The organism is Almyronema sp. (genome assembly GCF_052168255.1).
Lineage (GTDB): Bacteria > Cyanobacteriota > Cyanobacteriia > Phormidesmidales > Phormidesmidaceae > Sphaerothrix > Sphaerothrix epifaneia.
Window position 1 is genome coordinate 17,311 of sequence record NZ_JBQLZL010000002.1, and the last position, 24,592, is coordinate 41,902.

Genomic DNA, 24,592 nt, shown 5'->3' on the forward strand with positions numbered 1-24,592 from the left:
CGCTCTCAAGCAGCGAAGAGTACAGATATACTGTACCTTCCCGCCAGATATTTAACAGAAACGGCTTAAACGACCGCCGAATTTGAGGCTGCTAGCTCCTCTAGCCGCTCTTGCTGGTCTTGGGAAATGCATGATTGAATCAAGGTTTCGACATCCCCTTCTAAAACGGGGGCTAACGAAAAATTTTGGTTGAGGCGGTGGTCAGTAATGCGATTGTCTTTGTAGTTGTAGGTACGAATTTTCTCAGAACGAGCGCCTGTTCCTACCTGCGATCGCCGCATGGAGGTCACTTCTGCTTGCTGCTCCCTCAGCTTCATTTCGTAGAGCTTAGCTCGAAGAATCTGCATCGCGCGTTCTCGGTTTTGTAACTGCGATCGCTCTTCTGTACAGAAAATGCGAATGCCTGTAGGTTTGTGGAAAAGATCAACTGCCGTTTCAACCTTGTTGACGTTTTGACCACCCGCCCCGCCTGAACGAGCCGTCGAAATCTCAACCTCACCCGGATCAATGTCAATTTCGACATCATCTACTTCAGGCATAATGGCTACCGTCGCCGTTGACGTATGAACTCGCCCACCAGCTTCTGTCACTGGCACTCGCTGTACCCGATGAACACCTGCTTCAAACTTGAGCTTGCTATAGACTCGATCGCCTTGAATCTCTAAAATTGCTTCTTTGAAGCCACCCATATCCGCCAAAGATTCGCTTAGCATCTTCACTCGCCAGCCTTGCCCTTCTGCATAGCGCGAGTACATCCTCACCAAGTCGCCCGCCCAAATACTGGCCTCGTCGCCTCCAGCCCCTGCCCGAATTTCCAACATAATGTTTTTATCGTCATTGGGATCTTGGGGCAGTAGCAATATTTTGAGCTGATTTTCAAGTGTCTCACTCTGATGCTCAAGCGTTTCAACCTCTAAAGCAGCCATTTCTCTTAGCTCCGGGTCGCTAGCTGACTCTTTGTAGACCTCACGAGCCCCTTTGAGTTCTGCTTGAGCTTGCTGCCAGGTGTGGTAGGTTGTCACCGTTTCTTCGAGTGAAGCCCGAGCTTTGGCAATGCGCTGAAACTCATCGGGATCCTTAGCCACATCCGGATCGGCTAAACGTCGCGTTAGCTCAGTAAAAGTCTGTTCAACCGAATTGAGCTTTTCAAGTAGATAAGTTTCAGCCATGGCACTGCCCACACTCAGACAACAAAACGTCAGATACGAAAAATCTCCGAGTGATTGATCAACCACTCGGACGTCAAAACTGCGATCGCAAAAGCTATTGCTCTGCTGCGTCGCCCTTTTGCTCTTGGCTGCTATCCATCATGCCGTACTTGCGTAAGAAGCGCTCAACCCGTCCCTCAGTGTCAATAATCTTTTGAGTCCCTGTATAAAAAGGATGGTTGCCTGACCAAACATCAACGCTTAGTTCAGGTTGGGTTGAACCTACAGTCATTACCAGCTTACCGTTACAGTAAACCTTGGCATCCGGATACCAGGTAGGGTGAATGTCAGATTTGGGCATTTTTAAACCGTCATCAAAGTTGAACAACAATAGCTTTCATAGCCCTTGCCCCTATTGTAGCGACACCGCTTCAGCGCTAGCTGGGCCAAGGAAAACTTAGCGCTTGGAGTATTGCGGTGCTTTTCTAGCCTTACGCAAACCATACTTTTTGCGCTCTTTAGAGCGGGGATCGCGGGTTAAATATCCTTCGATTTTCAACGGCTTGCGATTGTCGGGATCTAGCTCACACAAAGCGCGGGCTACGCCTAGGCGAATAGCATCAGCATGTCCCGTCAGCCCCCCGCCATGCACATTAACCAAAATGTCATAGTCATTTTCCAGACCCAGGGTTTCTAACGGCGCTTTAGCAGCTGATAAATAAGCTGGATTACCCTGTAGGTGAGTTTCACCGGGCTTACCGTTAATGACCATCTGGCCACTACCGGGCACCAACCGCACCCGAGCGATCGCTGATTTACGTCGTCCGGTACCCCAATACACAGCACGTTCTGATTGATCGGTGGCTTGCATTATCTATCTCCTCCTGGAATGGTGTTGATCTCAAGGGTTTCAGGTTTTTGGGCTTGATGGGGATGTTCCGGCCCGGTGTAAACTTTTAGTTTGGTAAAAAGCTTGCGACCCAAACTATTCTTCGGCAGCATCCCTTTAACTGCTTTTTCAATAATGCGCTCAGGAATGCGGCTTTGTAGCTGCGCAAACGTTTCGGTTTTCATTCCACCCGGACGACCGGAATGGCGTCGATAAAGCTTTTCATCCCGCTTTTTGCCAGTGATGTCAACTTTCTCAGCGTTAACAACAATCACAAAGTCGCCAGTATCCATATGCGGCGTAAACGTGGGCTTGTTTTTACCCCGGAGAATCGCTGCAATTTCGGTGGCTAGACGGCCTAGCCGTTGGTCAGCGGCATCCACAACGTACCAGTTGCGCTCGATAGACTCTTGGGATGGAACGTAGGTTTTAATAGACATCGGTATCTCGCTAATAATCAAACTTAGAGGTCAAAGGTCAGACAGCTGTAGGGATAGGTGCCAGACAAAATTGAGGCTGTGTATCAAACCAGATTTCGGCCGGAAACGGAAATTTAGGATACCCCACTCTCAAAAGGCACAAGCCCTGGGCTGGAGCCGAGTATTTCACCAAATCACGCCGTTTACTTTGCCACAGCTTCGTAAACTCGGCTGGAGAGCATAGCCCTTGGCCCACTTGAACCAGTAGCCCCATCATCAGCCGTACCATCCCATAGAGAAAACCGCTTGCTTGCAGTTCAATATACAGAAAACTATTACGGCGATAACATTCTGTAGCCTGAATGTCTACCCAAGAATGGGCTCTACCAGAACCAGCTCGATGAAAAGCTGTAAGTTCGTGATGCCCTATCAAAGGGGTTAGAGCCGCCCGCATGGCGGTTTCGTCTAGGGGCTGATAGTAATAATGCCAAGCATAAGGGCTAACAAATAAGTTGGGCCGAGAATCGGTGTAGAACGTATAGCGATATCGCCGCCACTGAGCCGAGAATTGCGCATGCCAGTCACTTTCAACACCAGCCGATGCCCGCACAACAATATCTGATGGCAAACGATGATTCAAAATCGCCGCCCACCGATTGGCTGGAATAATTTTAGGCGCATCGAAGTGGGCCACTTGAGCAGCGGCATGAACCCCTGCATCCGTTCGGCCCGCACCATGTAAGGTAACCGGATAGCCCAAAACAACTTGCAGGACTTGCTCAATATCGCCTTGAACAGTTCTCTGATTGAGCTGCCGCTGCCAACCGTGAAAATGCGTACCAACATACTGGATAACCAAAGCAATCCGCTGTGACTGGTCCCAGCAGCCACTGCGCTCGGCTCGAATTTGCTTAGCAATGTTATCCAAAGTCGGCGACATCCCAGCTGACTCAACTACGCTTAAGTTAGTTCAATGACGGCCATCTCAGCATTGTCACCTCGACGGCGAACCATGCGGGAGATGCGAGTGTAGCCACCACTGCGATCGCTGTAGCGATCAGGTACCTGATCAAACAACGCATGAACTAGCTGCTTGTCATAGAGATAGCCCATCGCTTGCCGACGCGCGGCCAGAGATCCTTCTTTGGCCAGAGTAATCATTCGCTCTGCTTCAGAACGAACAGCCTTAGCCCGAGCCTTGGTAGTTGTAATACGACCATGGCGAATAAGTTCTGTCGTTAGCGATCGCAAAAGCGCTTTACGCTGATCGGCAGGTTTACCAAGCTTTGGGATACGACGACGATGACGCATAATAATTCACTTCAGAAACAGATCAACAACTCATAAAAAAACCGAAGCTCCAGTTGCTTCGGGAAAAATCCCTTCAGACCAACTTGCCTGAAGGGACAAAGCACAAAACTAAGAAGACTTAGCAGGTTTTTCTAGCGGCAACGTAATCCCTAAGCGCACCTGCAGAGCTTCAATCACTTCTTCTGCTGATTTTTGACCAAAGTTCTTGATTTCCAGCAAGTCTTCTTGGCTATAATCCAACAAATCTGAAACAGAGTTGATCTGAGCTCGTTTTAGGCAATTATATGCCCGCACTGAAAGCTGTAGCTCTTCGATTGGAATTTGATTGGTCGGATCTTCGCTTTCCTTTTCTTCTTCTGGAGAAGGTTCAAGGGTAACGTCTTTCAAAGGATTGAACAGATCAACCAAGATAGCCGCCGCCTGACTCATCGCCTCTTGAGGCGTCAAACTACCATTTGTCCAAATATCAATTACGAGCCGATCTTTTTCTAGTGACCCAGCAACCATAGCGTCCTGAACCGTATAGTTAACCTTACGGACAGGCATAAAGATCGCATCTATTTGCATGAAGTCTAGGGCAGCAGCATCATCCCGCGAACGATCAATCGCTCGGTAGCCCCGGCCTTTCTCTACCTTAAACTCCATTTCCAAAGTGTGACCTTCGGCAACCGTAGCAATATAGTGATTAGGGTTAATCAGCTCAGCATCCGCAGGCAAATCAAAATCCCCCGAAGTCACCGTAGCAGGTCCATGAACCACAGCTCGACCAATCAGGGGTTGGCTTGAATAGCTACGCAGGACAACTTCCTTCATATTCAGCAGAATATCCAAGACGTCCTCACGAACCCCCGGAATAGTTGAAAACTCGTGGGTTGCTCCAGCAATGCGAACGGCGGTAATTGCGGCACCTTCCAAATTAGACAGTAGCACTCGACGCAGCGCATTTCCTACTGTCGTTCCTTGACTCCGCTCTAAAGGCTCAATGACGAACTGACTATATTGTCCGTTATCGTCTTCAATAACTGATTCTACGCATTCAACCTGAAACTGTGCCACGGCGCGGCCTCCCTTTTCCTTGCAGTTCTAACTTACGACTTGTTAGAAGTTCGACTCTAGCTTTTTGGTAACTTTAGGAATCCAGGCACTCGGTGCAAACCTGTATTCGTTGACGCCCTTGCACTTCTTGAGCAAAAGCTTCACTTAGACGCGACGACGCTTAGGTGGGCGACAGCCATTATGGGGAATTGGAGTAACATCGCGAATTAAAGTAATCTCTAACCCCGCTCCTTGTAACGCTCGAATAGCGGTTTCACGACCCGCCCCTGGTCCACTCACCATTACCTCGATCTGTCTCATACCCTGATCCATCGCCCGACGTGCAGCACCATCAGCTGCCGTTTGAGCCGCAAATGGGGTTCCTTTCTTAGCGCCCTTGAAGCCACTCGATCCAGCGGAGGCCCAAGATATTGTTTCACCGTTGGTATCGGTGATCGTCACAATCGTGTTGTTAAATGTAGATTGAATATGGGCAACGCCACTGGGAACGTTCTTTTTTTGCTTACGAGCGCCTGACTTTTTAGTTGGTTTCGCCATAACTTCTAGATAGAATTCAGTGAATCTAAGTTGAACGGTTTAAGTGCTGGGCAAGCCTAATCAATACGAGTGAACTAAAGCAAACTTGAGTCAAAAACGTAAAAGTGACTGAAAGGTATTGCCCCTAATCGTTCACCAGAAATTTTTACAGGTTAGGCTTGCTGATCAGGCAGCAATACCTCGCTTTTGTTGCCAGCAAACTCCAAACCCAGCCTTATTTGGCCTTCTTCTTACCTGCTACGGTGCGACGAGCCCCTCGCCGAGTTCGGGCATTGGTACGAGTCCGCTGCCCTCGAACGGGCAATCCAGCACGGTGGCGACGGCCTCGATAAGAACCAATATCCATCAGACGCTTGATGTTCATGTTTTCCCAGCGTCTGAGGTCACCCTCAATTTGGTAGTCGTTCTCGACAGCTTCTCTCAGTTTGGCGACATCTTCGTCGCTGAGTTCTTTGACCCGGGTGTCAGGATTTACACCTGTTTTGGCCAAAACTTCGTGAGATCGACTCAGCCCAATTCCGTAAATATACGTCAACCCAATTTCTATGCGTTTGTCCCGTGGAAGGTCAACGCCAGCTATCCGTGCCACAGGTTCATCTCCAAAAACTTAAATCGTTACCCTAAACGAGGTTCAGCAACCTCTTGAAATTGAAAGCGAAACTTTTCAGACTTGACTCGTAGCCAAAACGAAAAGTGACTAACCCTGACGCTGCTTGTGTTTTGGGTTAGAACAAATAACCATGACGCGACCACGACGACGAATGACGCGGCATTTTTCGCACATCCTTCGAACAGAGGGACGGACTTTCATGTCCAGATTCTTCTTTGCACTTTACTACAGAATGACTATCCTACTAAATTGATTACAGATTCGTCAAACCAATTTAAAATTTAACGGTCATTAAGCCATTAAAAAGCTCGCTACGTCTTGGCAGCGAGCTTCAGTTATATGGCTAGGTTGTCAAGATTCCCGCCTGAGGGCTGCTTCTGCCTGCTTGAACTCTTGCTCTAATCGAGTTTTTAGCTTTTGAGGAATAGGTCGATTGGGATAAGAGCTATAGTGCCCTGCTAGCGCATTAAGCGCAGTACGAATGGTGGTAAAGGAGCTGAGGGTAGCAACTGAATTATCCCGACGATAGCGTGAGGCAAATTTGTTAATGATTTGCTTAGCTTCGGCTTCTGAAGCGCTCTTTTCAGGGGCATCGCTCGGTAAATTGATGGCTTCCCTTAAGCTGCTGATCAGGGCTAACGTATCTTGCTGGTAGTTGCCCGTTAGACCATTGGCCGAGCTAGCAGTGTTTGAGCTGCAACCTGTCAGACCAATTGAAAAGACTAAAACAAGTGCAAATAGATAAGACAAAAGTTTTCTCATAAAACCTCAACGAAAACAAGGTGGATAGGCTTTAGCTTAGCCCAAGCGCTGTTTCTGTAATTGCATACTTTGCTGATCTTAGCCTGCGGCCTTACCCAAAAATTTTGGTTAGTGTTGCAAAACCTTAAGCTGGATAAATACGCAATCTGCGGTTCGGTTCATCGCCAAAGCTAGAAGACTTTAGCCGATAGTGTTCAGCTAACTCATGCTGCATCTTGCGTACTTTAGCCGAGCGAGGGAGCAATTCTACAGGCTGCCCCTTGGGAATTACGATTTGTTCAACGGCTAATCGAGCTTCTTCTAAAGCTTCTAGTTCATCGTCAGAACCATTGCGCGAGAACAGTTCAAGATTGGTGGCTGTTGCCAGTCCGTTAGGTTCCTCAATATCTAACAAGCGTTGCAAAGCCCGAATAATTTGCGGCACACTGTTGGACTTGACAGTTTGAATTGGAATTTGCCGTGATTTGGCCACATGACGTAGCTTGGAGTGGTTTTTAACATGAGAGCGCAAAGCCAAAACCGCATCCGAGCTGTCTAGATCTTTGGTGAGTTCAATAGGCAGATGTAAGGTACGAATGACTTGATCTAGCTGATGGCGGCTGATGCCGTAAGGATAAACTTGGACAATGTCTTCTCCTGGGGGGCCAAACCTCGGTGATACCTCCTCAGGTGAGGACAAAATGTCTTGGATCTGAGTAAAGTTGTCTTCTGGAATAGATTCATTAATAGATTGCTCGAAGGCTTGCTGATCGGGCGTGGTTGGCTGACTACCTCGATCTAGCTTGGGATATGCAGTGCTTGATAAGGTTGAGCTAGTTGCCACTGGGGTCATTCGTCCAGAAGCTCGCCAACCCCGATGGCCGTTAGCACGCGATCGCGGCTGAATTAATGATTCATTCAAACCACTAGGCAGTTCGTGAGTGATTTTGACTTTGCCATTCTCACCCAAAGTTCGAACTTGAGGATTGGGCTGTCTTCCCCGCAGCAGTATATCCACCGTCTCTGAAACGTTTTCATGAATGATCCAGCGTTGGCGCTCCATCATTTCCACCGCGATTTCAAACGTGGGAGGGGCTTTACGCTCTAAAACGCTTTTTTGGCTTCCCCGGCGACGCGCTTCATCATCCCCAAGCGTAACTGACTGAATACCGCCGACTAGATCAGAAAGCGTAGGGTTTTTGATTAGGTTTTCAATGCGATTGCCATGAGCCGTCCCGACTAGCTGTACGCCTCTTTCAGCGATCGTTCTAGCAGCTAATGCTTCTAACTCGGTGCCAATTTCGTCAATAACAATTACTTCGGGCATGTGGTTTTCTACCGCTTCAATCATGACCCGATGCTGTAACTCTGGTTGGGCTACCTGCATACGACGAGCGCGGCCAATAGCAGGATGCGGAATATCACCGTCCCCAGCAATTTCATTAGATGTGTCGATAATCACCACTCGCTTGAGCAAGTCATCGGCTAAGACTCGAGCAATTTCTCTGAGTGCTGTCGTTTTACCAACGCCTGGACGCCCCAACATCAAAATCGACTTACCAGTTTCAACCAAATCTCGAATTAAGCCAATCGTGCCAAAGACAGCGCGACCAACGCGGCAGGTAAGGCCAATGACTTCTCCAGAACGGTTGCGCATGGCGCTAATGCGATGAAGCGTTTGCTCGATTCCAGCCCGGTTGTCGCCGCTGAAATGACTAATGTGATCAATGCAATAAGTCAAGTCAGCTTTTGAAACGACGGCTGCCGATAAGTATTCAGCACCTTCAGGAAAACGGGCTTCAGGCCGTCGCCCTAGATCCATAACGATTTCAACTAGCTGGTTACGTTGAGGATGGTGTTCTACAACCTGTCGAAGATCCAGAGGGAGAATTTCAATCAAGCGATCTAGGTCATCCGTAATCATTTCGGCAGGAACCGAAGCGAAAGCTTGTTCTGGAGGAGTCTCGATGGAGTTCATTTCGGAAGCAGTATCACCGTTCGGACTGACCATAAGTCTGTAGTCTATAAATTAGTGAAATGAGGGCTGAAGACCAAAACGTTTGGGGAAAGCAGATTAAGTCGCATCTGACTGAGCAAAAGGAGGACAACTAAGGGAGACTTGGGATTTGAGCGGGCTGACTAAAGCAGTAGCCAGGTCTATGGCTTGTGTGAGCAGGGCTGGTACGTCTTCTAGGTGAGCCATGCGCTTCCTATCTGCTGAAGTTATCTCAGCAGATAGGAGCCAATCTAAGCGAGTAAGAACAGGCAGCAGTAGCGAACGTGCATAGCTACCATAGGCAACACCAGCGATCGCAGGTTCAGACCGAGCGCGGCGAGGGGATGGTAAAAGACCAAGCGATCGCAGTTTGGGTACCGTGTGTTGATTGGTTCCCCCTGCTAGCTGAATGTATCCGGGCAGATCAGCCATTAACAGCTTTTGACCCAGCTTGATGGCGGCCTGGGTAGTCCCTTTACCGATGTCCCCGCTCATAGGTCTACCGTCTGCTTGCCAGATTAATGGAATATCTAAGGGCTGCATAATCTGCCAAAGATGCCGCAGGTAATCTAGCAGCCCCGCCCCTTGGGGGCAACTCACAGCTACCAGTTGAAGCTGAGATAATTGAGGCCGAATGGCCTGCCACAGCCGCTCAAAGTCAGCTTCGTGCCCTACCTGAGTGTGAATCTCGATTGCATCCACACCTGCCAAAATCGAAGCGGTTACAGCAGCAGGTGTGGATACATAAGCTTGGGTAGAAATCTGCTGGCTAGGACAAACAGGCAGGCAACGGCCACAGCCATAGCAAAGCTCTGAAACCACACCCGAAAAGCCACTCGCTTCACCAGCAAATGTGATGGCTTGGGCAGGACAGAGCGTTGCACAGGGGCGATCGCAGCTTGTAGGGCACTCACTAAACTCAAAAACAGCCTTGCGAAAGTGGGGATCTTCGCCATCGTTCAGGCTGACCATCAGCCAGGGTCGCGCTGGGGGCACCCATAAATGATGAGCTGAGCTATTAACTTTTGCTGAAAGCTTCTCGGCAACGTTGAGAGCCTCTCTAGCAGTGGCAACGACAGCCGGATCTGCCGCGACATCAATGCAGTCAGCACCAGCCAACGCATAGGCCAACGTTAAACTTCTTACAGCAGGAAGGTGCTGATAGCTGGCGCCGCAAATAAGCTTAAACCAGTGACCTTCCTTAAGGGCAGTCAAAGGAGAATACAGTTTGCTCACCCTTCTATGCTAGTGGGTTACAGCGAAAATGAGGCGATCGCAGCAGTTTATTTGGATTAAATCGCAGCTTTGAAAAGCTAGGAAGCGATCGCTCAGATCTAGCTACAGCGTCAAAAAAGCGTGAACAGCCGTTTTATCACTACATCTAGACCGAGCAGCTATTTCTAAAAATGCAGCCCTCAGCTTCTCCTAAAGTTAAGAAATATTTACTGCTCGGCACCATCGGCTTTTTACTCGGCACTAAATCGCCTTAAAGCGCTTGCTCCAGCGGCATCCAGCTAAAAGCGCGATCGCCTCCCATCTCAACAACAACTTTCACTTGTGGAGCAATTTTTGGCAGGCTAGCTAGATACTGAACTTCTTGGGTAGAAAGGATATGCCCTTCTAAAATCCAAACCAGTAATCCCTTAGCTTGGGGTGGCAAAGTATCCATCCGATAGCCAAGAATCGGGGGTACATAATAGATATATCCAACCGCCGCAGACTGGCCTGTCGTCTTTTTGCCCAAGTGAGGCGGTCTGACACCGTGAATGCCAGTTAAGTAAGCAGAGAGATCTCCCAGCCCTCGAGCCGTGACGCTAAACGTCTCATACCCTGCGGCTCTTAGACGACGCTGATAACGCCCCTCAAAGCCCCCTTCTAAAGGAACTTTGACAGCTAATGCACCCGACTGCTCTAGCTGCCGAATAAACTTCTTACCTGTGATCAGTAATGACATAAGTAGCTGCAAGCGAGTAGCTTATCAAGTTTTGTAGTTACACAATCTTACATATATCACCTACCTTGGCGCAGTCCTTGGAGAATCTCATCTAGCTGGCTGTAGAGATGCTGCCAATTACTCACTTTGCTGTTAGGCTTAAAACTCACGCTTAAAGAAAAAACTCCAGAAAAAAAGCCACCCCCCTAGACAAAGCGCTTTCTAGCAAGTAAGCTATTTAATTGTCGCCAAAAACGGATACTGGGCGGTGCATCTGTCCAAGTCCAGGTGACTACTTACCATTTTTGACCGCATATTTGCTGTTTGAGCGACTTCTTTATTCTTGAGCAGGTAAGTCTGGTCAGGTTTGAGTGACTGTAGTGACTAAGCCTATATGCTCTGTTTAAACAGTTGATGTAGGTTCCTATAAAAGTGTCCTGTTTTGGTTTGCGGACTATGTCAAGTAGGCTGCAACCTCTAACTGTGTAAAAACGGAGAGAGTTCATCGTGTCTGTTGGTATTCTTGGTACAAAACTTGGCATGACCCAAATCTTTGATGAGGCGGGTAATGCAATTCCAATCACGGTGATTCAAGCCGGACCCTGCATTGTTACTCAGATCAAAACCAAGCAAACTGACGGTTACGCTGCCGTGCAAATTGGCTATAAAGAGGTGGCTGCTAAAGCACTGAACAAACCTGAATTGGGTCATCTGGCAAAAGTTGAGGCTCCGCCCCTTCGTCATTTGCAGGAGTACCCCATAACAGACTCAGACGAATTTCAGCTAGGGCAACAGCTAACAGCAGATCGCTTTGAAGCGGGTCAGCTTGTAGATATTGCAGGCACAAGTATTGGTCGCGGCTTCGCCGGATACCAAAAACGTCATAACTTCAAGCGCGGGCCGATGTCTCATGGTTCCAAGAACCATCGACTACCAGGTTCGACAGGTGCTGGAACCACACCAGGCCGGATCTATCCAGGTAAGCGCATGGCTGGGCAAATGGGATCTGCAAAAGTAACTATTCGCAAGTTAACGGTGGTTCAAGTAGATGCTGAGCGTAACCTAATTCTGATCAAAGGCGCAGTACCTGGAAAGCCAGGGGCGTTGCTGAGCATCGCGCCTACCAATCGCGTAGGGCGCAAGTAGAGTTTGGTTTTTAGATTTTCTGAGTCTGGCCAGTAGCGTCAGTGCCACTTGAGAGATGGATAGAAAGAATCATGGTTGATTGTGTAATACGTGACTGGCAAGGTCAGGAAGTTGGGACAGCAGCTTTTGAACTCAAAGTTGCCAAAGAAGAAAATGCTTCCCACATTGTGCACCGAGCGCTGGTTCGACAAATGAACAATGCTCGTCAGGGGACTGCTTCAACCAAAACTCGCGCTGAAGTGCGAGGTGGAGGACGTAAACCTTGGCGGCAAAAAGGGACAGGGCGGGCGCGAGCCGGATCTAGTCGCTCTCCCCTATGGAGAGGGGGTGGCGTTATCTTTGGCCCCAAACCCCGTAGCTACGAAGTTAAGATGAATCGCAAAGAGCGGCGCTTAGCTTTACGGACAGCTTTTCAAAGTCGAGCTGAAGATATCGTGGTTGTCGAAGAGTTTGTCGATCAGCTATCTCGGCCCAAGACAAAGGAACTGATGCAAGCGATCGCCCGTTGGGATATTGATCCAAATAGCAAGATTTTGCTAATTGTCTCCGATCTGCAAGAGAGCGTCTATCTATCTGCTCGCAACGTACCCAACTTAAAGCTGATCTCGGCGACAAGTCTCAACGTTTATGATCTGCTGTTAGCAGATAGCTTGGTGGTAACGGCATCCGCCCTTGAGAAAATTCAGGAGGTTTACAGTGACTAAGTCTTTCGATCCTGGAACTCTAGCAGATATCGTCCGTCGGCCAATTGTGACTGAAAAAGCGACTCTGCTTCTAGAAGATAATCAATATACGTTTGAAGTTGCTCCCAAAGCGACTAAGCCAGAAATCAAAGCAGCAATTGAAATGCTGTTTGATGTCAAAGTAACAGGCGTTAGTACGATTAATCCTCCTCGCAAGCAACGTCGCTTTGGTCGTTTTACCGGGTACAAGCCTACCTACAAACGAGCCGTCGTGACGTTGGCGAGTGGTGACACAATCACGCTATTCCCTGACGTATAGCGGTGTTGCTATCAATAATATTTTTACGATTTTAGTTAGCTGAAGTTAGGTAGTGCAAACGAGGGTTTGAGTCATGGGAATCCGTTCATATCGGCCATACACGCCCGGAACCCGAGAGCGGACTGTTTCGGATTTCACGGAAATTACTCGCAATGAGCCGGAAAAATCTTTAACCCGTTCTGTCCATCGTGCTAAAGGCCGTAACAATCGCGGCGTCATCACCTGTCGTCATCGGGGTGGAGGGCACAAGCGGCTCTATCGGGTTATCGATTTTCAACGGAACAAGCACAACATTCCAGCCAAAGTGGCTTCGATTGAGTACGATCCCAATCGGAATGCTCGGATTGCGTTGCTGCATTACCAAGATGGTGAAAAAAGATATATTCTTCACCCTGCCAACCTAGCAGTAGGTTCAACCGTAATCTCAGGGCCGGATGCAGACTTAGAGATCGGCAATGCTTTGCCACTATCCAACATCCCGTTAGGAACTCAAGTTCATAACGTTGAGTTAATTCCGGGGCGAGGCGGCCAGATTGTAAGAGCAGCAGGGACTTCTGCGCAGCTTGTGGCGAAAGAAGGGAACTACGTTACTCTCAAGCTACCTTCTAGCGAAGTGCGCATGATTAGACGAGAGTGCTATGCCACAATCGGACAAGTCGGCAACGCCGATATCCGCAACGTCACACTGGGTAAAGCTGGACGCAAGCGCTGGAGTGGGCGACGGCCAGAGGTTCGGGGTAGCGTGATGAACCCCGTTGACCACCCCCACGGCGGTGGTGAAGGTCGTGCCCCAATTGGTCGCAGCGGGCCAGTCACGCCTTGGGGTAAGCCAGCATTAGGTCTTAAAACTCGCAAGAAGAAGAAAGCAAGTAATGCGCTGATCGTTCGTCGCCGTCGTCGAGCCTCTAAGCGAGGCCGAGGTGGGCGCAACGCATAAGCGTTGGTTCACTATCTGGCTGTCTCGCCCATCAAACCTTACTAAACGCAACCCTGCTGAATTGGTGAATTTATGTCTCGCTCTCTAAAAAAAGGTCCTTTCGTTGCCGATCATCTTTTGGAAAAAGTTGAAACCTTGAACGCTAAAGGCGAAAAGCAAGTTATCAAGACTTGGTCTAGAGCGTCAACAATTCTGCCTCAAATGATTGGCCATACGATTGCGGTTCACAACGGTCGGCAGCATGTGCCCGTTTATGTGAGTGAGCAGATGGTTGGCCATAAGCTAGGCGAATTCGCCCCAACTCGAACCTTTCGGGGCCATGCCAAAAGCGATAAGAAAGCTCGTCGATAGAAGCATTGAGTGGAGTAGAAAAAGAAATGGCTGTTGATACGTCTGCACAGGTAAAGGCCGTTGCCCGATACATTCGAATGTCGCCGCATAAAGTGCGGCGGGTACTAGATCAGATTCGAGGTCTTTCTTATCGGGAGGCTCTAATTATTTTAGAGTTCATGCCTTATCGGTCTTGTCAGCCAATTCTTAAAGTGTTGCGCTCTGCGGTTGCTAATGCTGAGCACAATCAGGGGTTCAGCCCTGCAAGCCTAGTGATTAGTGAGGCCTATGCTGACCAAGGGCCGACTTTGCGTCGGTTTCGCCCCCGTGCCCAAGGGCGGGCTTATCAAATCCGTAAGCCAACTTGTCACATTACGATCGCTGTAGCACCTACAGCTGATCCAGATTAAAAAGCTTTGTATTTGTGTTTATGCTTTCAGCTGATTAGAGGATATACCTGTGGGACAGAAGATCCATCCAACTGGGTTCCGTTTAGGAGTCGTTCAAGACCATCGTTCTCGTTGGTATGCCGACAGTACGCGCTATCCAGATCTACTCCAAGAAGACCATAAAATTCGTCAATATATTGAAAAAAATCTAAACAACGCTGGTATCTCCGAAGTTCGAGTTGAGCGGAAAGCCGACCAGATTGATTTAGAGATCAAGACTGCTCGACCAGGTGTTGTAGTCGGTCGAGGGGGAACAGGCATTGAATCTTTGAGAGCAGGTTTGCAAAAAGTTCTGCGCGACAACAACCGTCAAATTCGCATCAATGTCGTCGAAGTCGCTCGAGTTGATGCAGACGCGGCTTTGGTGGGAGAGTATATCGTCCAGCAGTTAGAGCGACGAGTTTCCTTTCGTCGCGTAGTCCGTCAGGCGATTCAGCGTGCTCAAAGAGCCGGGGTTGAAGGCATTAAGATTCAGGTAAGTGGTCGTCTTAACGGCGCTGAAATTGCCCGAACTGAATGGACGCGTGAAGGTCGGGTGCCGCTACATACCCTACGGGCAAACGTAGATTATTCCTACTGTACTGCTCAGACAATTTACGGTGTTCTGGGAATTAAAGTCTGGATCTTCAAAGGCGAAGTTATTCCAGGCCAGGAAGAACAACCTACCAACAATAATGCTCAACCGCGGCGACGTCAGCAACGGCGACGCCAGCAGTTTGAGGATCGCTCCAACGAAGGTTGAGTTAGAAACAACCTCAAGTCTGCAGCTAGCTTTGGCTGTCCAGCATTGAAATCTATGTAGTGGTAAATCATGTTAAGTCCAAGGAGAACAAAGTTTCGTAAGCAACACCGCGGCCGTATGCGAGGTATGGCTCAGCGGGGTAGTGAACTAAATTTTGGTGATTTCGCCCTTCAAGCTATTGAGCCTTCCTGGTTAACTTCTCGTCAAATCGAAGCCGGTCGTCGAGCCATGACTCGCTATATTCGCCGGGGCGGCAAAATCTGGATTCGAGTTTTTCCAGATAAGCCTGTCACTATGCGACCAGCTGAAACCCGTATGGGTTCTGGTAAGGGAAATCCTGAGTTTTGGGTAGCGGTGGTTAAACCCGGACGCATTATTTTTGAAATTGCTGGCGTACCTGAAGAGACAGCAAGAGAAGCTATGCGTCTTGCCTCTTTCAAGCTTCCTTTTAAAACTAAGTTTGTCACGCGAGATGTAAAGGAGACTTAAGCGGATGCCACTTCCCAAGATTGAAGATGCGAGAAAGCTCAGTGACCAAGAATTAGCCGATGAAATTGTTGCCGTAAAGCGAGAGCTTTTTCAACTACGCTTTCAAAAAGCAACTCGCCAGTTAGAAACTGAGGTTCATCGTTTCAAACATGCGAATCATCGGTTGTCTCAGATGATGACCATACAGCGACAGCGACAGCTGACAGCGACAAGCGTTTCAGACCAAGAACCTGGGTCTGCCACAAGTGAGGAATAGGAGTCAAGCAGATGGCAGTTAAGGAAAGAGTTGGCCTCGTAGTCAGCGACAAAATGGACAAAACCGTTGTGGTGATAGTTGAGAACCGTGTTCCTCACCCTAAGTACAAAAAGGTTATGGTTCGCACTAAGCGCTACAAGGTACATGACCAAGAAAACGAATGTCGTTCGGGCGATCGCGTTCGTATTCGCGAAACTCGTCCGCTCAGCCGGACTAAGCGCTGGATTGTGGCAGATATTCTTGATCGGGCCTCTGAGGCATAGCTCTCTGAGGTATAGCTAAGGAAGGAGGCAAACCGTGATTCAACAAGAGTCTATTCTCAATGTAGCTGACAACAGCGGGGCACGAAAGCTGATGTGCATTCGGGTTCTTGGTGGCAATCGTCGTTACGCCAATGTAGGAGACGTCATCATTGCTGTTGTCAAAGATGCCATTCCCAATATGGCCGTCAAAAAGTCAGATATTGTTCGAGCTGTCGTGGTGCGAACCCGCAAAGGGTTACGCCGGAGCAGTGGCATGAGTATCCGCTTTGATGACAATGCCGCAGTGATTATTAATCCCGAAGGTAATCCTCGAGGTACGCGTGTGTTTGGGCCAGTAGCGCGGGAGCTGCGCGATAAGAGCTTTACGAAAATCGTGTCCTTGGCTCCGGAGGTACTGTAATCGTTATGAAACCTAAGCAAAAACCGTCTACTCGGCAAAAAATGCATGTCAAAAAAGGAGATACCGTACAGGTTATCTCAGGTCGTGACAAAGGCAAGGTAGGCGAAATTATATCTGTCTTGCCCAAACAAAGCCAGATTATTGTAGAAGGCGTCAATATACGGACTAAGCATGTCAAACCTCGCCAAGAAGGTGAGTCGGGGCAAATAGTCACCTCTGAATTTCCGATTCACAGCTCCAATGTAATGCTGTATTCCGAAAAGGAAAAAATAGTTAGCCGGGTTTGCTATACCTTTACGGCAGAAGGGCGTAAGGTACGCATGCTCAAAAAGACAGGCGAAATTATTGACTAGCCTCAGAAATAGCAAAGTAACTGATAGAAAACCCCTGACCAAGCCCAGGGAAAGGTAGAAACCAGCATGACTGATCAGCTCAAAACCCTATATTACGAAAAGATAGTTCCCAAGCTGATGGAAGAATTCCAATACAGCAACATTCACCAAGTTCCTAAGCTGATCAAGGTGACGGTCAATCGGGGACTGGGCGAAGCTTCTCAAAATGCCAAAGCGCTAGAGTCTTCTGTCAACGAATTGGCAAAGATTACAGGTCAGCGGCCTGTAGTAACTCGGGCTAAAAAGGCAATTGCAGGCTTCAAGTTACGTCAAGGTATGCCCGTAGGCGTGATGGTAACCCTTCGTTCTGAGCGGATGTACGCGTTTCTCAATCGCCTGATCAATCTAACGCTTCCCCGAATTCGAGATTTTCGTGGTGTAAGCTCTAAAAGTTTTGATGGTCGCGGTAACTACACGTTAGGTCTGCGGGAACAACTCATTTTTCCTGAAATTGATTACGACAGCATCGATCAGGTGCGAGGCATGGACATCTCTATTGTGACAACCGCTCACACCGACGAAGAGGGACGCGCCTTGCTGAAGGAAATGGGAATGCCATTCCGGGAGAACTAGGCAAACTTTACAGATAGAGAGGATTATGGCGGCTAACGATACCATTGCGGACATGCTAACGCGCATTCGAAACGCGACCCTAGCGCGGCATCAGCGAGTAGAAATTCCATCCACCAAGATGACTCGCAGTATTGCTCATGTACTAAAGGAAGAAGGCTTCATTGCTGACTTTGATGAAGCGGGAGAAGGGGTGAAGCGTTCTCTAGTTGTGTCCTTAAAGTATAGGGGCAAAACCCGTGAGCCTATTATTAAAAATCTGACTCGGGTGAGCAAACCTGGTTTGCGGGTCTATTCCAACCGCAAAGAACTTCCTAGGGTTTTAGGAGGTATCGGCATTGCTATCATTTCGACTTCTAGTGGCATCATGACGGATCGAGATGCTCGTCGTCAGGGTATTGGTGGAGAGGTTCTTTGCTATGTCTGGTAGGGTATTGCCATTCCTCAATGTCAGCACTTTATCGCTGCAGGCGATCGCCGTTTAGGAGGAGTATTTATTCATTATGTCTCGGATTGGTAAACGCCCCATTCCTTTGCCTAATAAGGTCACTGCTGCTATCGACGGTCAGCATGTTGTTGTCAAGGGGCCCAAAGGGGAACTCAGTAGAACATTGCCAACGGGTGTTAGCGTCACTCAAGAGGGCGATACGCTGGTCGTCGTCCGCAACAATGACTCTCGCACCTGCCGTCAGCGCCATGGTCTTTGTCGAACCTTGTTAGCCAATATGGTAGAAGGGGTTTCTCAAGGATTTCAAAAACGTTTGGAAATTCAGGGCGTTGGCTATCGTGCTCAGGTTCAAGGCCGAACACTGACCTTAAGCTTAGGCTACAGTCATCCTGTTCAATTTGATCCGCCTGAAGGCATTCAGTTTGCAGTTGATGGCAACACGAACGTCATGGTTAGCGGTATCGACAAGGAAATCGTTGGCAATATAGCTGCCAAGATTCGAGCTACTCGCCCACCTGAGCCGTACAAGGGCAAAGGTGTTCGCTATGCGGGTGAAGTAGTTAGACGCAAGGCTGGCAAGGCAGGGAAGAAATAGACTATGAAGATCTCTCGGAAAGAACAAACACGAAGACGTCATTCGCGGATTCGGCGAAAGCTCGAAGGGACACCTGAGCGGCCTCGCCTTTCTGTGTTTCGCTCTAATCTTCACATCTACGCTCAGATTGTTGACGATACTCAACACCACACGTTAGTGGCCGCCTCGACCGTAGATACAGACTTAAAAGCTGCTTTAGAAAAAAGTGCTACCAAGGATGCATCTGCTCAGGTTGGTAAGCTGATTGCTGAACGGGCTATTCAAAAAGGTATTAAGCAGGTTGTCTTCGATCGCGGTGGCAATCTCTATCATGGTCGAGTTGCTGCTTTAGCCGATGCGGCTCGAGAAGCGGGCCTAGACTTTTAGGCAAATCTTTTGAGATTACACTCCAAGCAAAGATATAGATTTTAGGTTTAGGGACTATGGCGAATCGTCGCAAAAGCAATCGTAGCAAAGAGAAAGAGACAGATTGGCAAGAGCGAGTCGTTCAGATTCGCCGAGTTACCAAGGTTGTTAAGGGGGGCAAGAAGCTCAGCTTCAGAGCCATTGTTGTTGTCGGAAACGAGCGTGGTCAAGTTGGCGTCGGTGTGGGTAAAGCCAGCGATGTCATTGGTGCCGTTCGCAAGGGCGTCGCTGATGGGAAAAAACACATCGTTGAGGTTCCTTTGACTAAGGCCAACTCTATTCCTCATCCCACGTATGGGGTTGGTACGGGTGCTAAAGTGATGATGCGTCCTGCAGCACCTGGAACAGGTGTAATTGCGGGAGGAGCCGTTCGAACTGTGTTAGAGCTAGCAGGTGTTCGCAACATTCTAGCGAAGCAGTTAGGTTCGGATAATCCTTTGAGCAATGCTAGAGCTGCTGTGAGCGCGTTGTCGGCTTTGCGTACGCTTGCGGATGTGGCCGAAGAGCGCGGCGTTTCTATTGAAAAGCTTTATAGCTAAAGAATTGTTTGCTTCATAGGGGGTTGATTCATGAGACTGCAAGACGCTCAGCCTAAGCAAGGCTCTAAACGGCGGCGGCGGCGAATAGGTCGAGGTATTTCTGCTGGCCAAGGCGCTAGTGGTGGTTTTGGGATGCGGGGACAAAAGTCGCGCTCTGGACGCAGCACTCGTCCTGGGTTTGAGGGGGGCCAACTACCGCTCTATCGACGCTTGCCCAAACTCAAGCACTTTCCCATCGTCAATCAGAAACGCTATACCATTCTCAATGTAGGCGCTCTGGAAACGTTGGCGGCAGGAACTGAAGTCACTCTAGAATCGCTACTAGAAGCTGGTATTTTAACAGCCGAAAAGGGGCCGCTGAAGATTTTGGGAGATGGTGAACTTACCCAGTCTTTAACTGTAAAAGCAGCTGCCTTTACCCAGTCTGCCCGAGAAAAAATTGAGGCAGCAGGCGGTAGTGCTGAAGTAATTTAGAAACTACCCCTATTTCTCTGATGTCAGGCCAACGATAGAGCGATCGCTGATTTATTCAGTAGCCAATTATCGTTAGTATAAAGACGTTGAAGGTGATCGCAAGCACAGGTAGAGGTATTCCAACATGGTCGTTAGTCGCGGCAAATCGCCCAACGCACAGGAAACATTTATGCAGATGGCTCAGGCTGCTGGCTTGAGAAGCCGTCTGCTGGTGACGCTAGGGCTTCTGGTTCTGGTTCGTCTAGGGGTTTTTATCCCTGTCCCTGGCATTGACCGTGTCGCTTTTAACCAATACCTCCAAAGCAACAGTGTGGGCGGTGTTTTGGGGTTTGTTGACATCTTCGTAGGGGGTGGCTTATCGGCACTCGGCATTTTTGCACTAGGTATTTTGCCTTACATTAATGCCTCCATTATTTTGCAGCTTTTGACTGCTGCTATTCCTGCTTTAGAAGACCTGCAAAAAAACGAAGGAGAAGCGGGCAGACGCAAGCTGTCTCAAATTACTCGCTATGTAGCGCTGGGTTGGGCAATTTTGCAGAGTACGCTGCTGTCGTCCTTTTTGTTGATGCAGTTTGCTCGAACCCCAGGTATTCCCTTCGTTATAGAGACAGTTTTAGCGCTGACAGCAGGCTCTATGTTTGTCATGTGGGTTGGCGAACTTATTACCGAAAGGGGTGTTGGCAATGGTGCTTCGTTGCTTATTTTTGTCAACATCGTTTCTTCGCTACCGCGTTCTTTAGGGCAAACAATTGACCTAGCCCAAAGTGGCGATCGCAGCATTGTGGGCGGCATTATTATCCTCATGCTGGTGTTTCTAGCCATGATTGTGGGTATTATTTTTGTTCAAGAAGGAACCCGACGAATTCCAATCATTTCCGCCCGACGTCAGGTAGGCAGAAAGCTGTATTTAGAGAAGAGCAACTACTTGCCCCTACGGTTGAATCAGGGCGGGGTTATGCCGATTATCTTTGCTTCGGCTGTACTGGTTATTCCAATTTCACTGACTCAATATATTTCCAGTCCGGGGTTTGCTCAGTTTGTTAACACTTACTTCAGTCCCACATCATGGCTGTATGTAGGTCTTTACTTGCTGCTAATTCTTTTCTTCAGCTACTTTTACGCTTCGTTGATTGTCAATCCTGAAGATATGTCTCGCAACTTGAAAAAGATGGGAGCGAGTATTCCTGGTATTCGCCCCGGCAAGGCGACGACTGAATATATTGGCAAAGTGCTGAACCGACTAACGTTTTTGGGTGCCATTTTTCTAGGGTTGGTTGCAGTCATTCCCAGTGCTGTTGAGAGCGCAACGCGAGTTCAAACATTTAGAGGATTGGGTGCAACTTCTTTGCTTATCCTGGTAGGGGTTGCGATTGACACAGCCAAGCAAATTCAAACGTACGTTATTTCGCAGCGATACGAAGGGATGGTAAAGCAGTAGTGACTCGATTAATTTTTTTAGGGCCACCCGGTGCTGGAAAGGGAACGCAAGCGATCGCTCTTTCGGAAATTTGCACGGTTCCTCATATCTCTACTGGCGACATTTTGCGTTCAGCCGTTACTCAGCAAACCGACCTGGGTAAGAAAGCAGAATTCTACATGACGGCGGGGGAACTGGTTCCAGATAACTTGATTCTTGATCTCATCCGCGAACGGTTGTCTCAGACTGATGTCACCAGTGGCTGGGTTCTAGATGGCTTTCCCCGAAATGTACCGCAGGCCACCTTTTTAGACGAACTGCTTGAAGCTATTCAGCAGCCCTGCGACTTTGTGGTGAACTTGGATGTACCAGACGAGGTGATTATTGCTCGACTTTTGAAGCGAGGTCGCCAAGACGATACCGAAGAAGTCATTCGCAATCGGCTTCAGGTTTATCGCCAGCAGACAGCGCCACTCATTGATTTTTACCGCAATCGTCAGCAGCTTGTTTCAGTAGATGGCAACCAACCGATGGAAGTCGTCACTGAGGAACTGCGAAAGATCGTTAGCGTTTGATGGGTTTTGTGGCTTGAGCGAAGTCTTTCTCAAGTCTGGTACGAGTTGGGTCTAATATTTGCTACTTTTGAATGGAAAGTTAGTTGAGCAATCAAAGAGCTTTATAAAGTAGGTGGCTTTCTGTGGCTAGCTGACAGTATTTTTGGCCGTTGAGCCTTTTACTGCTAGCTGCAGGCTTTGTTGAATTGAGGGAATGCTAGTTGTCTAAGCAAGATTTGATCGAAATGGAAGGAACCGTTACCGAGTCATTGCCAAACGCAATGTTTCGGGTGGATTTGGATAACGGGTTTAACGTGCTTGCTCATATTTCGGGCAAGATTCGACGCAACTATATTAAAATTTTGCCGGGCGATCGCGTCAAGGTAGAGTTGACGCCTTACGACTTGAGCAAAGGCCGAATCACTTATCGATTGCGGAAAAAATAAAGCTAAGAACAGTTCAAAATCGCATCTAGCAGCGGTTCAGCACCAAATCTCACTACGTCAGTGCAGGGTAACCCGGTGTCTAGGTGAGTTTGAGCGATCGCAGTTTTGGCGGCTGCTTCTGGCAAATGTGAGGTGTTGAGAGCAATACCAACCACAGGTGGAGCTAAAAAAGTACCTCCAGCGCTAGCCACTGTCTCGTAAACCCGAACAACTTCAGGCAAAGGCGGTATCTGAAACTCAGCAAAGTTTTGGATGTGAGTCTGTCCAGCTCGATGAACCAGTAGCAAATGGGTGGGTTGAGCGCCCCTTAACAGCGGCAAAGTAGCCGTCGAAGCTGGATTCATTAAAGAACCCTGGCCTTCGACAAATAAAATCTCATAATCAGATCCATACTTAAGCACTAGCTGCTCAATGGCACCAGCAGCAAAGTCAACGCGAACAGCATCTAGGGCTACCCCGTCATCTCCTAGCATGAGATTAGTTTGCCCCGTTGCGATGATTTTGGCTCGGATACCGCGCTGTTTACAGGCTTTGTAGAGTTCAAGATTGGTAGACATCTTACCAACAGCCATGTCAGTACCTACCGTTAGAACTCTCAGGCAATTGAGGTCTTTAGCTTTGCCTGAACCTACGCTCAGGCCAGCGGGTTCTTGCCTGACATCCCAAATCCACTGGTTAGGTTGCATCATAGCCGTAAGGTCAGGATCGGCTGCCATAGGGGTGTGCAGACCGTTCACGATAGACAAGCCTGCTGCTGCTGCTTGTTTGACTTCCTGGTACCAAGCGGTTGGTAGCGCCCCTCCCGATGGCGCAATTCCAATAGCCAAGACGGTAGGTTGATAGGCCAGCGCGGCAGTTACTGAGGCCACAATAGGCACCTGTCGTTGAATTCCGGTTAGCGCTGCTAAAGACTCTCCGGCACAATCTTGATCAATAACCGCCACAATAGGTAACGGACTGTAGCGCAGCATTGCTAAGCCAGTTTTACCTTTTGTACCCTGAGTGCCGCCATGAAGCAAAATGGCAATGCGGTGTTCAGCGGTTAATTGCATGGGCAACTCCTAGTCCTGGTTGATGGTTGGGGTAAAGGCATGAATTATCTAAGCTAGCCCCTACAAACGGATCATTTTTAAGGTTGAGGTGGCTATCAAGATCGAGATGATCGGCTAAAGGTGAAAGCTGGGCAAGTGCCGTGTTAGACAAAGCACTATCTGAGTAGCAGCCAAACATGACTTGCAGTTTACAGGCACGAGCGACGTTAATCATTCGCTTGGCTTCGCTTAAGCCGCCAGCTTTCATTAGTTTGATGTTAATGCCATGAACACAGTCCGCCAGTGAAGGAATATCCTGGCTGGTAAAGCAGCTTTCATCGGCAAAAATGGGTAGTGGCGATCGCTGATAGAGGGCAGTAAATTCACTCAAGTGATCAACGGGCAACGGCTGCTCTAGATACGTCACCCCTCGTTCGGCCAGCCAGTCCGCCATTTTAATAGCTACAGGTAAAGTCCAGCCACCGTTGGCATCGACACTCACTTTTGCCTGAGGGGGAATGACGTCTAACAAAGCCATCATCATAGCCTGATCGGCTTCGATGCCCGCCGGATTACCCAATTTGACCTTGACAGAACGCGCTGAAAATAGCGCTAGCCAGCTTTGCAAACGTTCGACTGCGGCGGCGGGGGAGCTAATGCCGATGGTGACAGCCGTTGGCCCAATGCGATCGCGCTCGAGTCCCCAAAGCTGCCACAGCGGTAAATGAACACGCTTGCCTAACCAGTCATACAAAGCAACATCTACAGCTGCGCGAGTGGCCGAATGAAGCTGAGCGGCTTGCATAAGATCGGCAATGGCTTGATGCTGCAAAGGATGCAGCTTTTCCAGTTCGGTCTGGATTTGGCTGAGTTCGGCTGCAATCGCCTCAGCCGTCTGAGTTTCATGACCGATTGAAAACGGCGTTGCTTCTCCCCAGCCTTCAATATTGTCTGCGCTTAAGCGTAGCCAAAGGTTGCTAGAAGCAGTGTGCGTACCCCGGCTAATGGTCAGGGGGACGCGTTTGTGTACGGTAAAAATTTGCCATTCAATCTGCATCTCTATTTCT

At 48.8% G+C, this 24,592-nt stretch carries 37 protein-coding genes; 21 read left to right on the forward strand and 16 right to left on the reverse strand.

Annotation, left to right across the window (positions count from 1 at the left end):
* Positions 1-65: 65 nt before the first annotated feature.
* The 14 genes from prfA to ndhN form a co-directional block, all read right to left on the reverse strand.
* Complete coding sequence (gene prfA / locus ACTS3T_RS00155; RefSeq protein WP_377965500.1) at positions 66-1,169, reverse strand: peptide chain release factor 1; 1,104 nt, start codon at positions 1,167-1,169, stop codon at positions 66-68.
* Positions 1,170-1,263: 94 nt separating this feature from the next.
* Entirely contained in the window at positions 1,264-1,509 is a 246-nt protein-coding gene (gene rpmE, locus ACTS3T_RS00160; RefSeq protein ID WP_377965502.1) for a 50S ribosomal protein L31, read from the reverse strand.
* A 96-nt stretch (positions 1,510-1,605) separates the two neighbouring features.
* Positions 1,606-2,019 (reverse strand): 30S ribosomal protein S9, encoded by a 414-nt coding sequence (rpsI, locus tag ACTS3T_RS00165; protein ID WP_377965504.1) that lies wholly within the window; start codon positions 2,017-2,019, stop codon positions 1,606-1,608.
* Positions 2,019-2,477, reverse strand: a complete 459-nt coding sequence (gene rplM, locus ACTS3T_RS00170; RefSeq protein WP_377965506.1) for a 50S ribosomal protein L13 — start codon at positions 2,475-2,477, stop codon at positions 2,019-2,021. Before rplM ends, rpsI begins: the two co-directional genes overlap by 1 nt.
* A 37-nt stretch (positions 2,478-2,514) precedes the next feature.
* Positions 2,515-3,396: a tRNA pseudouridine(38-40) synthase TruA gene (gene truA / locus ACTS3T_RS00175; protein WP_377965507.1), complete on the reverse strand. Its 882-nt coding sequence runs from the start codon at positions 3,394-3,396 to the stop codon at positions 2,515-2,517.
* A gap of 20 nt (positions 3,397-3,416) precedes the next feature.
* Positions 3,417-3,767 (reverse strand): 50S ribosomal protein L17, encoded by a 351-nt coding sequence (rplQ, locus tag ACTS3T_RS00180; protein ID WP_377965509.1) that lies wholly within the window; start codon positions 3,765-3,767, stop codon positions 3,417-3,419.
* Between the two features lie 108 nt (positions 3,768-3,875).
* The gene (locus tag ACTS3T_RS00185; RefSeq protein ID WP_377965511.1) at positions 3,876-4,823 is read right to left on the reverse strand and encodes a DNA-directed RNA polymerase subunit alpha; all 948 of its coding nucleotides are present in this window, start codon (positions 4,821-4,823) and stop codon (positions 3,876-3,878) included.
* A gap of 144 nt (positions 4,824-4,967) precedes the next feature.
* On the reverse strand, positions 4,968-5,360 hold the full coding sequence (rpsK, locus tag ACTS3T_RS00190) for a 30S ribosomal protein S11 (RefSeq protein WP_377965513.1): 393 nt from the start codon (positions 5,358-5,360) through the stop codon (positions 4,968-4,970).
* Positions 5,361-5,574: 214 nt separating this feature from the next.
* Positions 5,575-5,949 carry a 30S ribosomal protein S13 gene (gene rpsM, locus ACTS3T_RS00195; RefSeq protein WP_377965515.1) on the reverse strand — a complete coding sequence of 125 codons (375 nt, stop codon included), beginning with the start codon at positions 5,947-5,949 and terminating at the stop codon, positions 5,575-5,577.
* A 108-nt stretch (positions 5,950-6,057) separates the two neighbouring features.
* Positions 6,058-6,171, reverse strand: a complete 114-nt coding sequence (gene rpmJ, locus ACTS3T_RS00200) for a 50S ribosomal protein L36 (RefSeq protein WP_346291802.1) — start codon at positions 6,169-6,171, stop codon at positions 6,058-6,060.
* A gap of 150 nt (positions 6,172-6,321) precedes the next feature.
* Positions 6,322-6,732, reverse strand: a complete 411-nt coding sequence (gene psb27, locus ACTS3T_RS00205) for a photosystem II protein Psb27 (protein ID WP_377965518.1) — start codon at positions 6,730-6,732, stop codon at positions 6,322-6,324.
* Between the two features lie 124 nt (positions 6,733-6,856).
* On the reverse strand, positions 6,857-8,689 hold the full coding sequence (locus tag ACTS3T_RS00210; protein ID WP_377965601.1) for a R3H domain-containing nucleic acid-binding protein: 1,833 nt from the start codon (positions 8,687-8,689) through the stop codon (positions 6,857-6,859).
* Positions 8,690-8,785: 96 nt separating this feature from the next.
* Positions 8,786-9,943 (reverse strand): circadian clock protein LdpA, encoded by a 1,158-nt coding sequence (gene ldpA / locus ACTS3T_RS00215; protein ID WP_377965520.1) that lies wholly within the window; start codon positions 9,941-9,943, stop codon positions 8,786-8,788.
* Between the two features lie 250 nt (positions 9,944-10,193).
* On the reverse strand, positions 10,194-10,661 hold the full coding sequence (ndhN, locus tag ACTS3T_RS00220; RefSeq protein ID WP_377965522.1) for an NAD(P)H-quinone oxidoreductase subunit N: 468 nt from the start codon (positions 10,659-10,661) through the stop codon (positions 10,194-10,196).
* 486 nt (positions 10,662-11,147) lie between these two features.
* Here ndhN and rplC point away from each other — a divergent pair, with 486 nt between their 5' ends.
* The 21 genes from rplC (at position 11,148) to infA (ending at position 22,494) form a co-directional block, all read left to right on the forward strand.
* Positions 11,148-11,786 (forward strand): 50S ribosomal protein L3, encoded by a 639-nt coding sequence (gene rplC / locus ACTS3T_RS00225; protein WP_377965524.1) that lies wholly within the window; start codon positions 11,148-11,150, stop codon positions 11,784-11,786.
* Between the two features lie 71 nt (positions 11,787-11,857).
* Positions 11,858-12,490, forward strand: a complete 633-nt coding sequence (gene rplD, locus ACTS3T_RS00230) for a 50S ribosomal protein L4 (protein WP_377965526.1) — start codon at positions 11,858-11,860, stop codon at positions 12,488-12,490.
* On the forward strand, positions 12,483-12,788 hold the full coding sequence (locus tag ACTS3T_RS00235; RefSeq protein WP_377965528.1) for a 50S ribosomal protein L23: 306 nt from the start codon (positions 12,483-12,485) through the stop codon (positions 12,786-12,788). The genes rplD and ACTS3T_RS00235 overlap by 8 nt, the downstream gene beginning before the upstream one ends.
* A gap of 73 nt (positions 12,789-12,861) precedes the next feature.
* Positions 12,862-13,725, forward strand: coding sequence for a 50S ribosomal protein L2 (rplB, locus tag ACTS3T_RS00240; RefSeq protein ID WP_377965530.1), 864 nt, complete (start codon positions 12,862-12,864; stop codon positions 13,723-13,725).
* Positions 13,726-13,797: 72 nt separating this feature from the next.
* On the forward strand, positions 13,798-14,076 hold the full coding sequence (gene rpsS, locus ACTS3T_RS00245; protein WP_377965532.1) for a 30S ribosomal protein S19: 279 nt from the start codon (positions 13,798-13,800) through the stop codon (positions 14,074-14,076).
* Between the two features lie 26 nt (positions 14,077-14,102).
* Positions 14,103-14,465, forward strand: coding sequence for a 50S ribosomal protein L22 (gene rplV, locus ACTS3T_RS00250; RefSeq protein WP_377965534.1), 363 nt, complete (start codon positions 14,103-14,105; stop codon positions 14,463-14,465).
* Positions 14,466-14,514: 49 nt separating this feature from the next.
* A complete protein-coding gene (gene rpsC, locus ACTS3T_RS00255; RefSeq protein WP_377965536.1) occupies positions 14,515-15,246 on the forward strand; it encodes a 30S ribosomal protein S3 in 732 nt (243 codons plus the stop codon).
* Positions 15,247-15,315: 69 nt separating this feature from the next.
* The gene (gene rplP / locus ACTS3T_RS00260; RefSeq protein WP_377965538.1) at positions 15,316-15,735 is read left to right on the forward strand and encodes a 50S ribosomal protein L16; all 420 of its coding nucleotides are present in this window, start codon (positions 15,316-15,318) and stop codon (positions 15,733-15,735) included.
* 4 nt (positions 15,736-15,739) lie between these two features.
* On the forward strand, positions 15,740-15,991 hold the full coding sequence (gene rpmC, locus ACTS3T_RS00265) for a 50S ribosomal protein L29 (protein WP_377965540.1): 252 nt from the start codon (positions 15,740-15,742) through the stop codon (positions 15,989-15,991).
* A gap of 11 nt (positions 15,992-16,002) precedes the next feature.
* Positions 16,003-16,254 carry a 30S ribosomal protein S17 gene (rpsQ, locus tag ACTS3T_RS00270; protein ID WP_377965542.1) on the forward strand — a complete coding sequence of 84 codons (252 nt, stop codon included), beginning with the start codon at positions 16,003-16,005 and terminating at the stop codon, positions 16,252-16,254.
* 34 nt (positions 16,255-16,288) lie between these two features.
* Positions 16,289-16,654, forward strand: coding sequence for a 50S ribosomal protein L14 (gene rplN, locus ACTS3T_RS00275; RefSeq protein ID WP_346291816.1), 366 nt, complete (start codon positions 16,289-16,291; stop codon positions 16,652-16,654).
* 5 nt (positions 16,655-16,659) lie between these two features.
* The gene (gene rplX / locus ACTS3T_RS00280; RefSeq protein ID WP_377965545.1) at positions 16,660-17,007 is read left to right on the forward strand and encodes a 50S ribosomal protein L24; all 348 of its coding nucleotides are present in this window, start codon (positions 16,660-16,662) and stop codon (positions 17,005-17,007) included.
* Between the two features lie 66 nt (positions 17,008-17,073).
* Positions 17,074-17,619, forward strand: coding sequence for a 50S ribosomal protein L5 (gene rplE / locus ACTS3T_RS00285; RefSeq protein WP_377965547.1), 546 nt, complete (start codon positions 17,074-17,076; stop codon positions 17,617-17,619).
* A 25-nt stretch (positions 17,620-17,644) separates the two neighbouring features.
* Entirely contained in the window at positions 17,645-18,046 is a 402-nt protein-coding gene (gene rpsH, locus ACTS3T_RS00290) for a 30S ribosomal protein S8 (RefSeq protein WP_377965549.1), read from the forward strand.
* Positions 18,047-18,119: 73 nt separating this feature from the next.
* Positions 18,120-18,659 carry a 50S ribosomal protein L6 gene (gene rplF, locus ACTS3T_RS00295; RefSeq protein ID WP_377965551.1) on the forward strand — a complete coding sequence of 180 codons (540 nt, stop codon included), beginning with the start codon at positions 18,120-18,122 and terminating at the stop codon, positions 18,657-18,659.
* Between the two features lie 3 nt (positions 18,660-18,662).
* Positions 18,663-19,025, forward strand: a complete 363-nt coding sequence (gene rplR, locus ACTS3T_RS00300; protein ID WP_377965553.1) for a 50S ribosomal protein L18 — start codon at positions 18,663-18,665, stop codon at positions 19,023-19,025.
* A gap of 56 nt (positions 19,026-19,081) precedes the next feature.
* Positions 19,082-19,603, forward strand: coding sequence for a 30S ribosomal protein S5 (gene rpsE / locus ACTS3T_RS00305; RefSeq protein ID WP_377965554.1), 522 nt, complete (start codon positions 19,082-19,084; stop codon positions 19,601-19,603).
* Between the two features lie 30 nt (positions 19,604-19,633).
* Positions 19,634-20,077, forward strand: coding sequence for a 50S ribosomal protein L15 (rplO, locus tag ACTS3T_RS00310; RefSeq protein ID WP_377965556.1), 444 nt, complete (start codon positions 19,634-19,636; stop codon positions 20,075-20,077).
* A gap of 124 nt (positions 20,078-20,201) precedes the next feature.
* Positions 20,202-21,515, forward strand: a complete 1,314-nt coding sequence (secY, locus tag ACTS3T_RS00315) for a preprotein translocase subunit SecY (protein ID WP_377965558.1) — start codon at positions 20,202-20,204, stop codon at positions 21,513-21,515.
* Positions 21,515-22,069, forward strand: a complete 555-nt coding sequence (locus ACTS3T_RS00320) for an adenylate kinase (RefSeq protein ID WP_377965560.1) — start codon at positions 21,515-21,517, stop codon at positions 22,067-22,069. The genes secY and ACTS3T_RS00320 overlap by 1 nt, the downstream gene beginning before the upstream one ends.
* 200 nt (positions 22,070-22,269) lie before the next feature.
* Positions 22,270-22,494, forward strand: coding sequence for a translation initiation factor IF-1 (gene infA, locus ACTS3T_RS00325; RefSeq protein WP_006196724.1), 225 nt, complete (start codon positions 22,270-22,272; stop codon positions 22,492-22,494).
* A gap of 2 nt (positions 22,495-22,496) precedes the next feature.
* Here infA and ACTS3T_RS00330 read toward each other — a convergent pair whose 3' ends face one another.
* Both ACTS3T_RS00330 and ACTS3T_RS00335 read right to left on the reverse strand, forming a co-directional pair.
* Positions 22,497-23,546 (reverse strand): DUF1611 domain-containing protein, encoded by a 1,050-nt coding sequence (locus ACTS3T_RS00330; RefSeq protein ID WP_377965563.1) that lies wholly within the window; start codon positions 23,544-23,546, stop codon positions 22,497-22,499.
* Positions 23,530-24,582: a dipeptide epimerase gene (locus ACTS3T_RS00335; RefSeq protein ID WP_377965565.1), complete on the reverse strand. Its 1,053-nt coding sequence runs from the start codon at positions 24,580-24,582 to the stop codon at positions 23,530-23,532. The genes ACTS3T_RS00330 and ACTS3T_RS00335 overlap by 17 nt, the downstream gene beginning before the upstream one ends.
* Positions 24,583-24,592 lie beyond the last annotated feature (10 nt).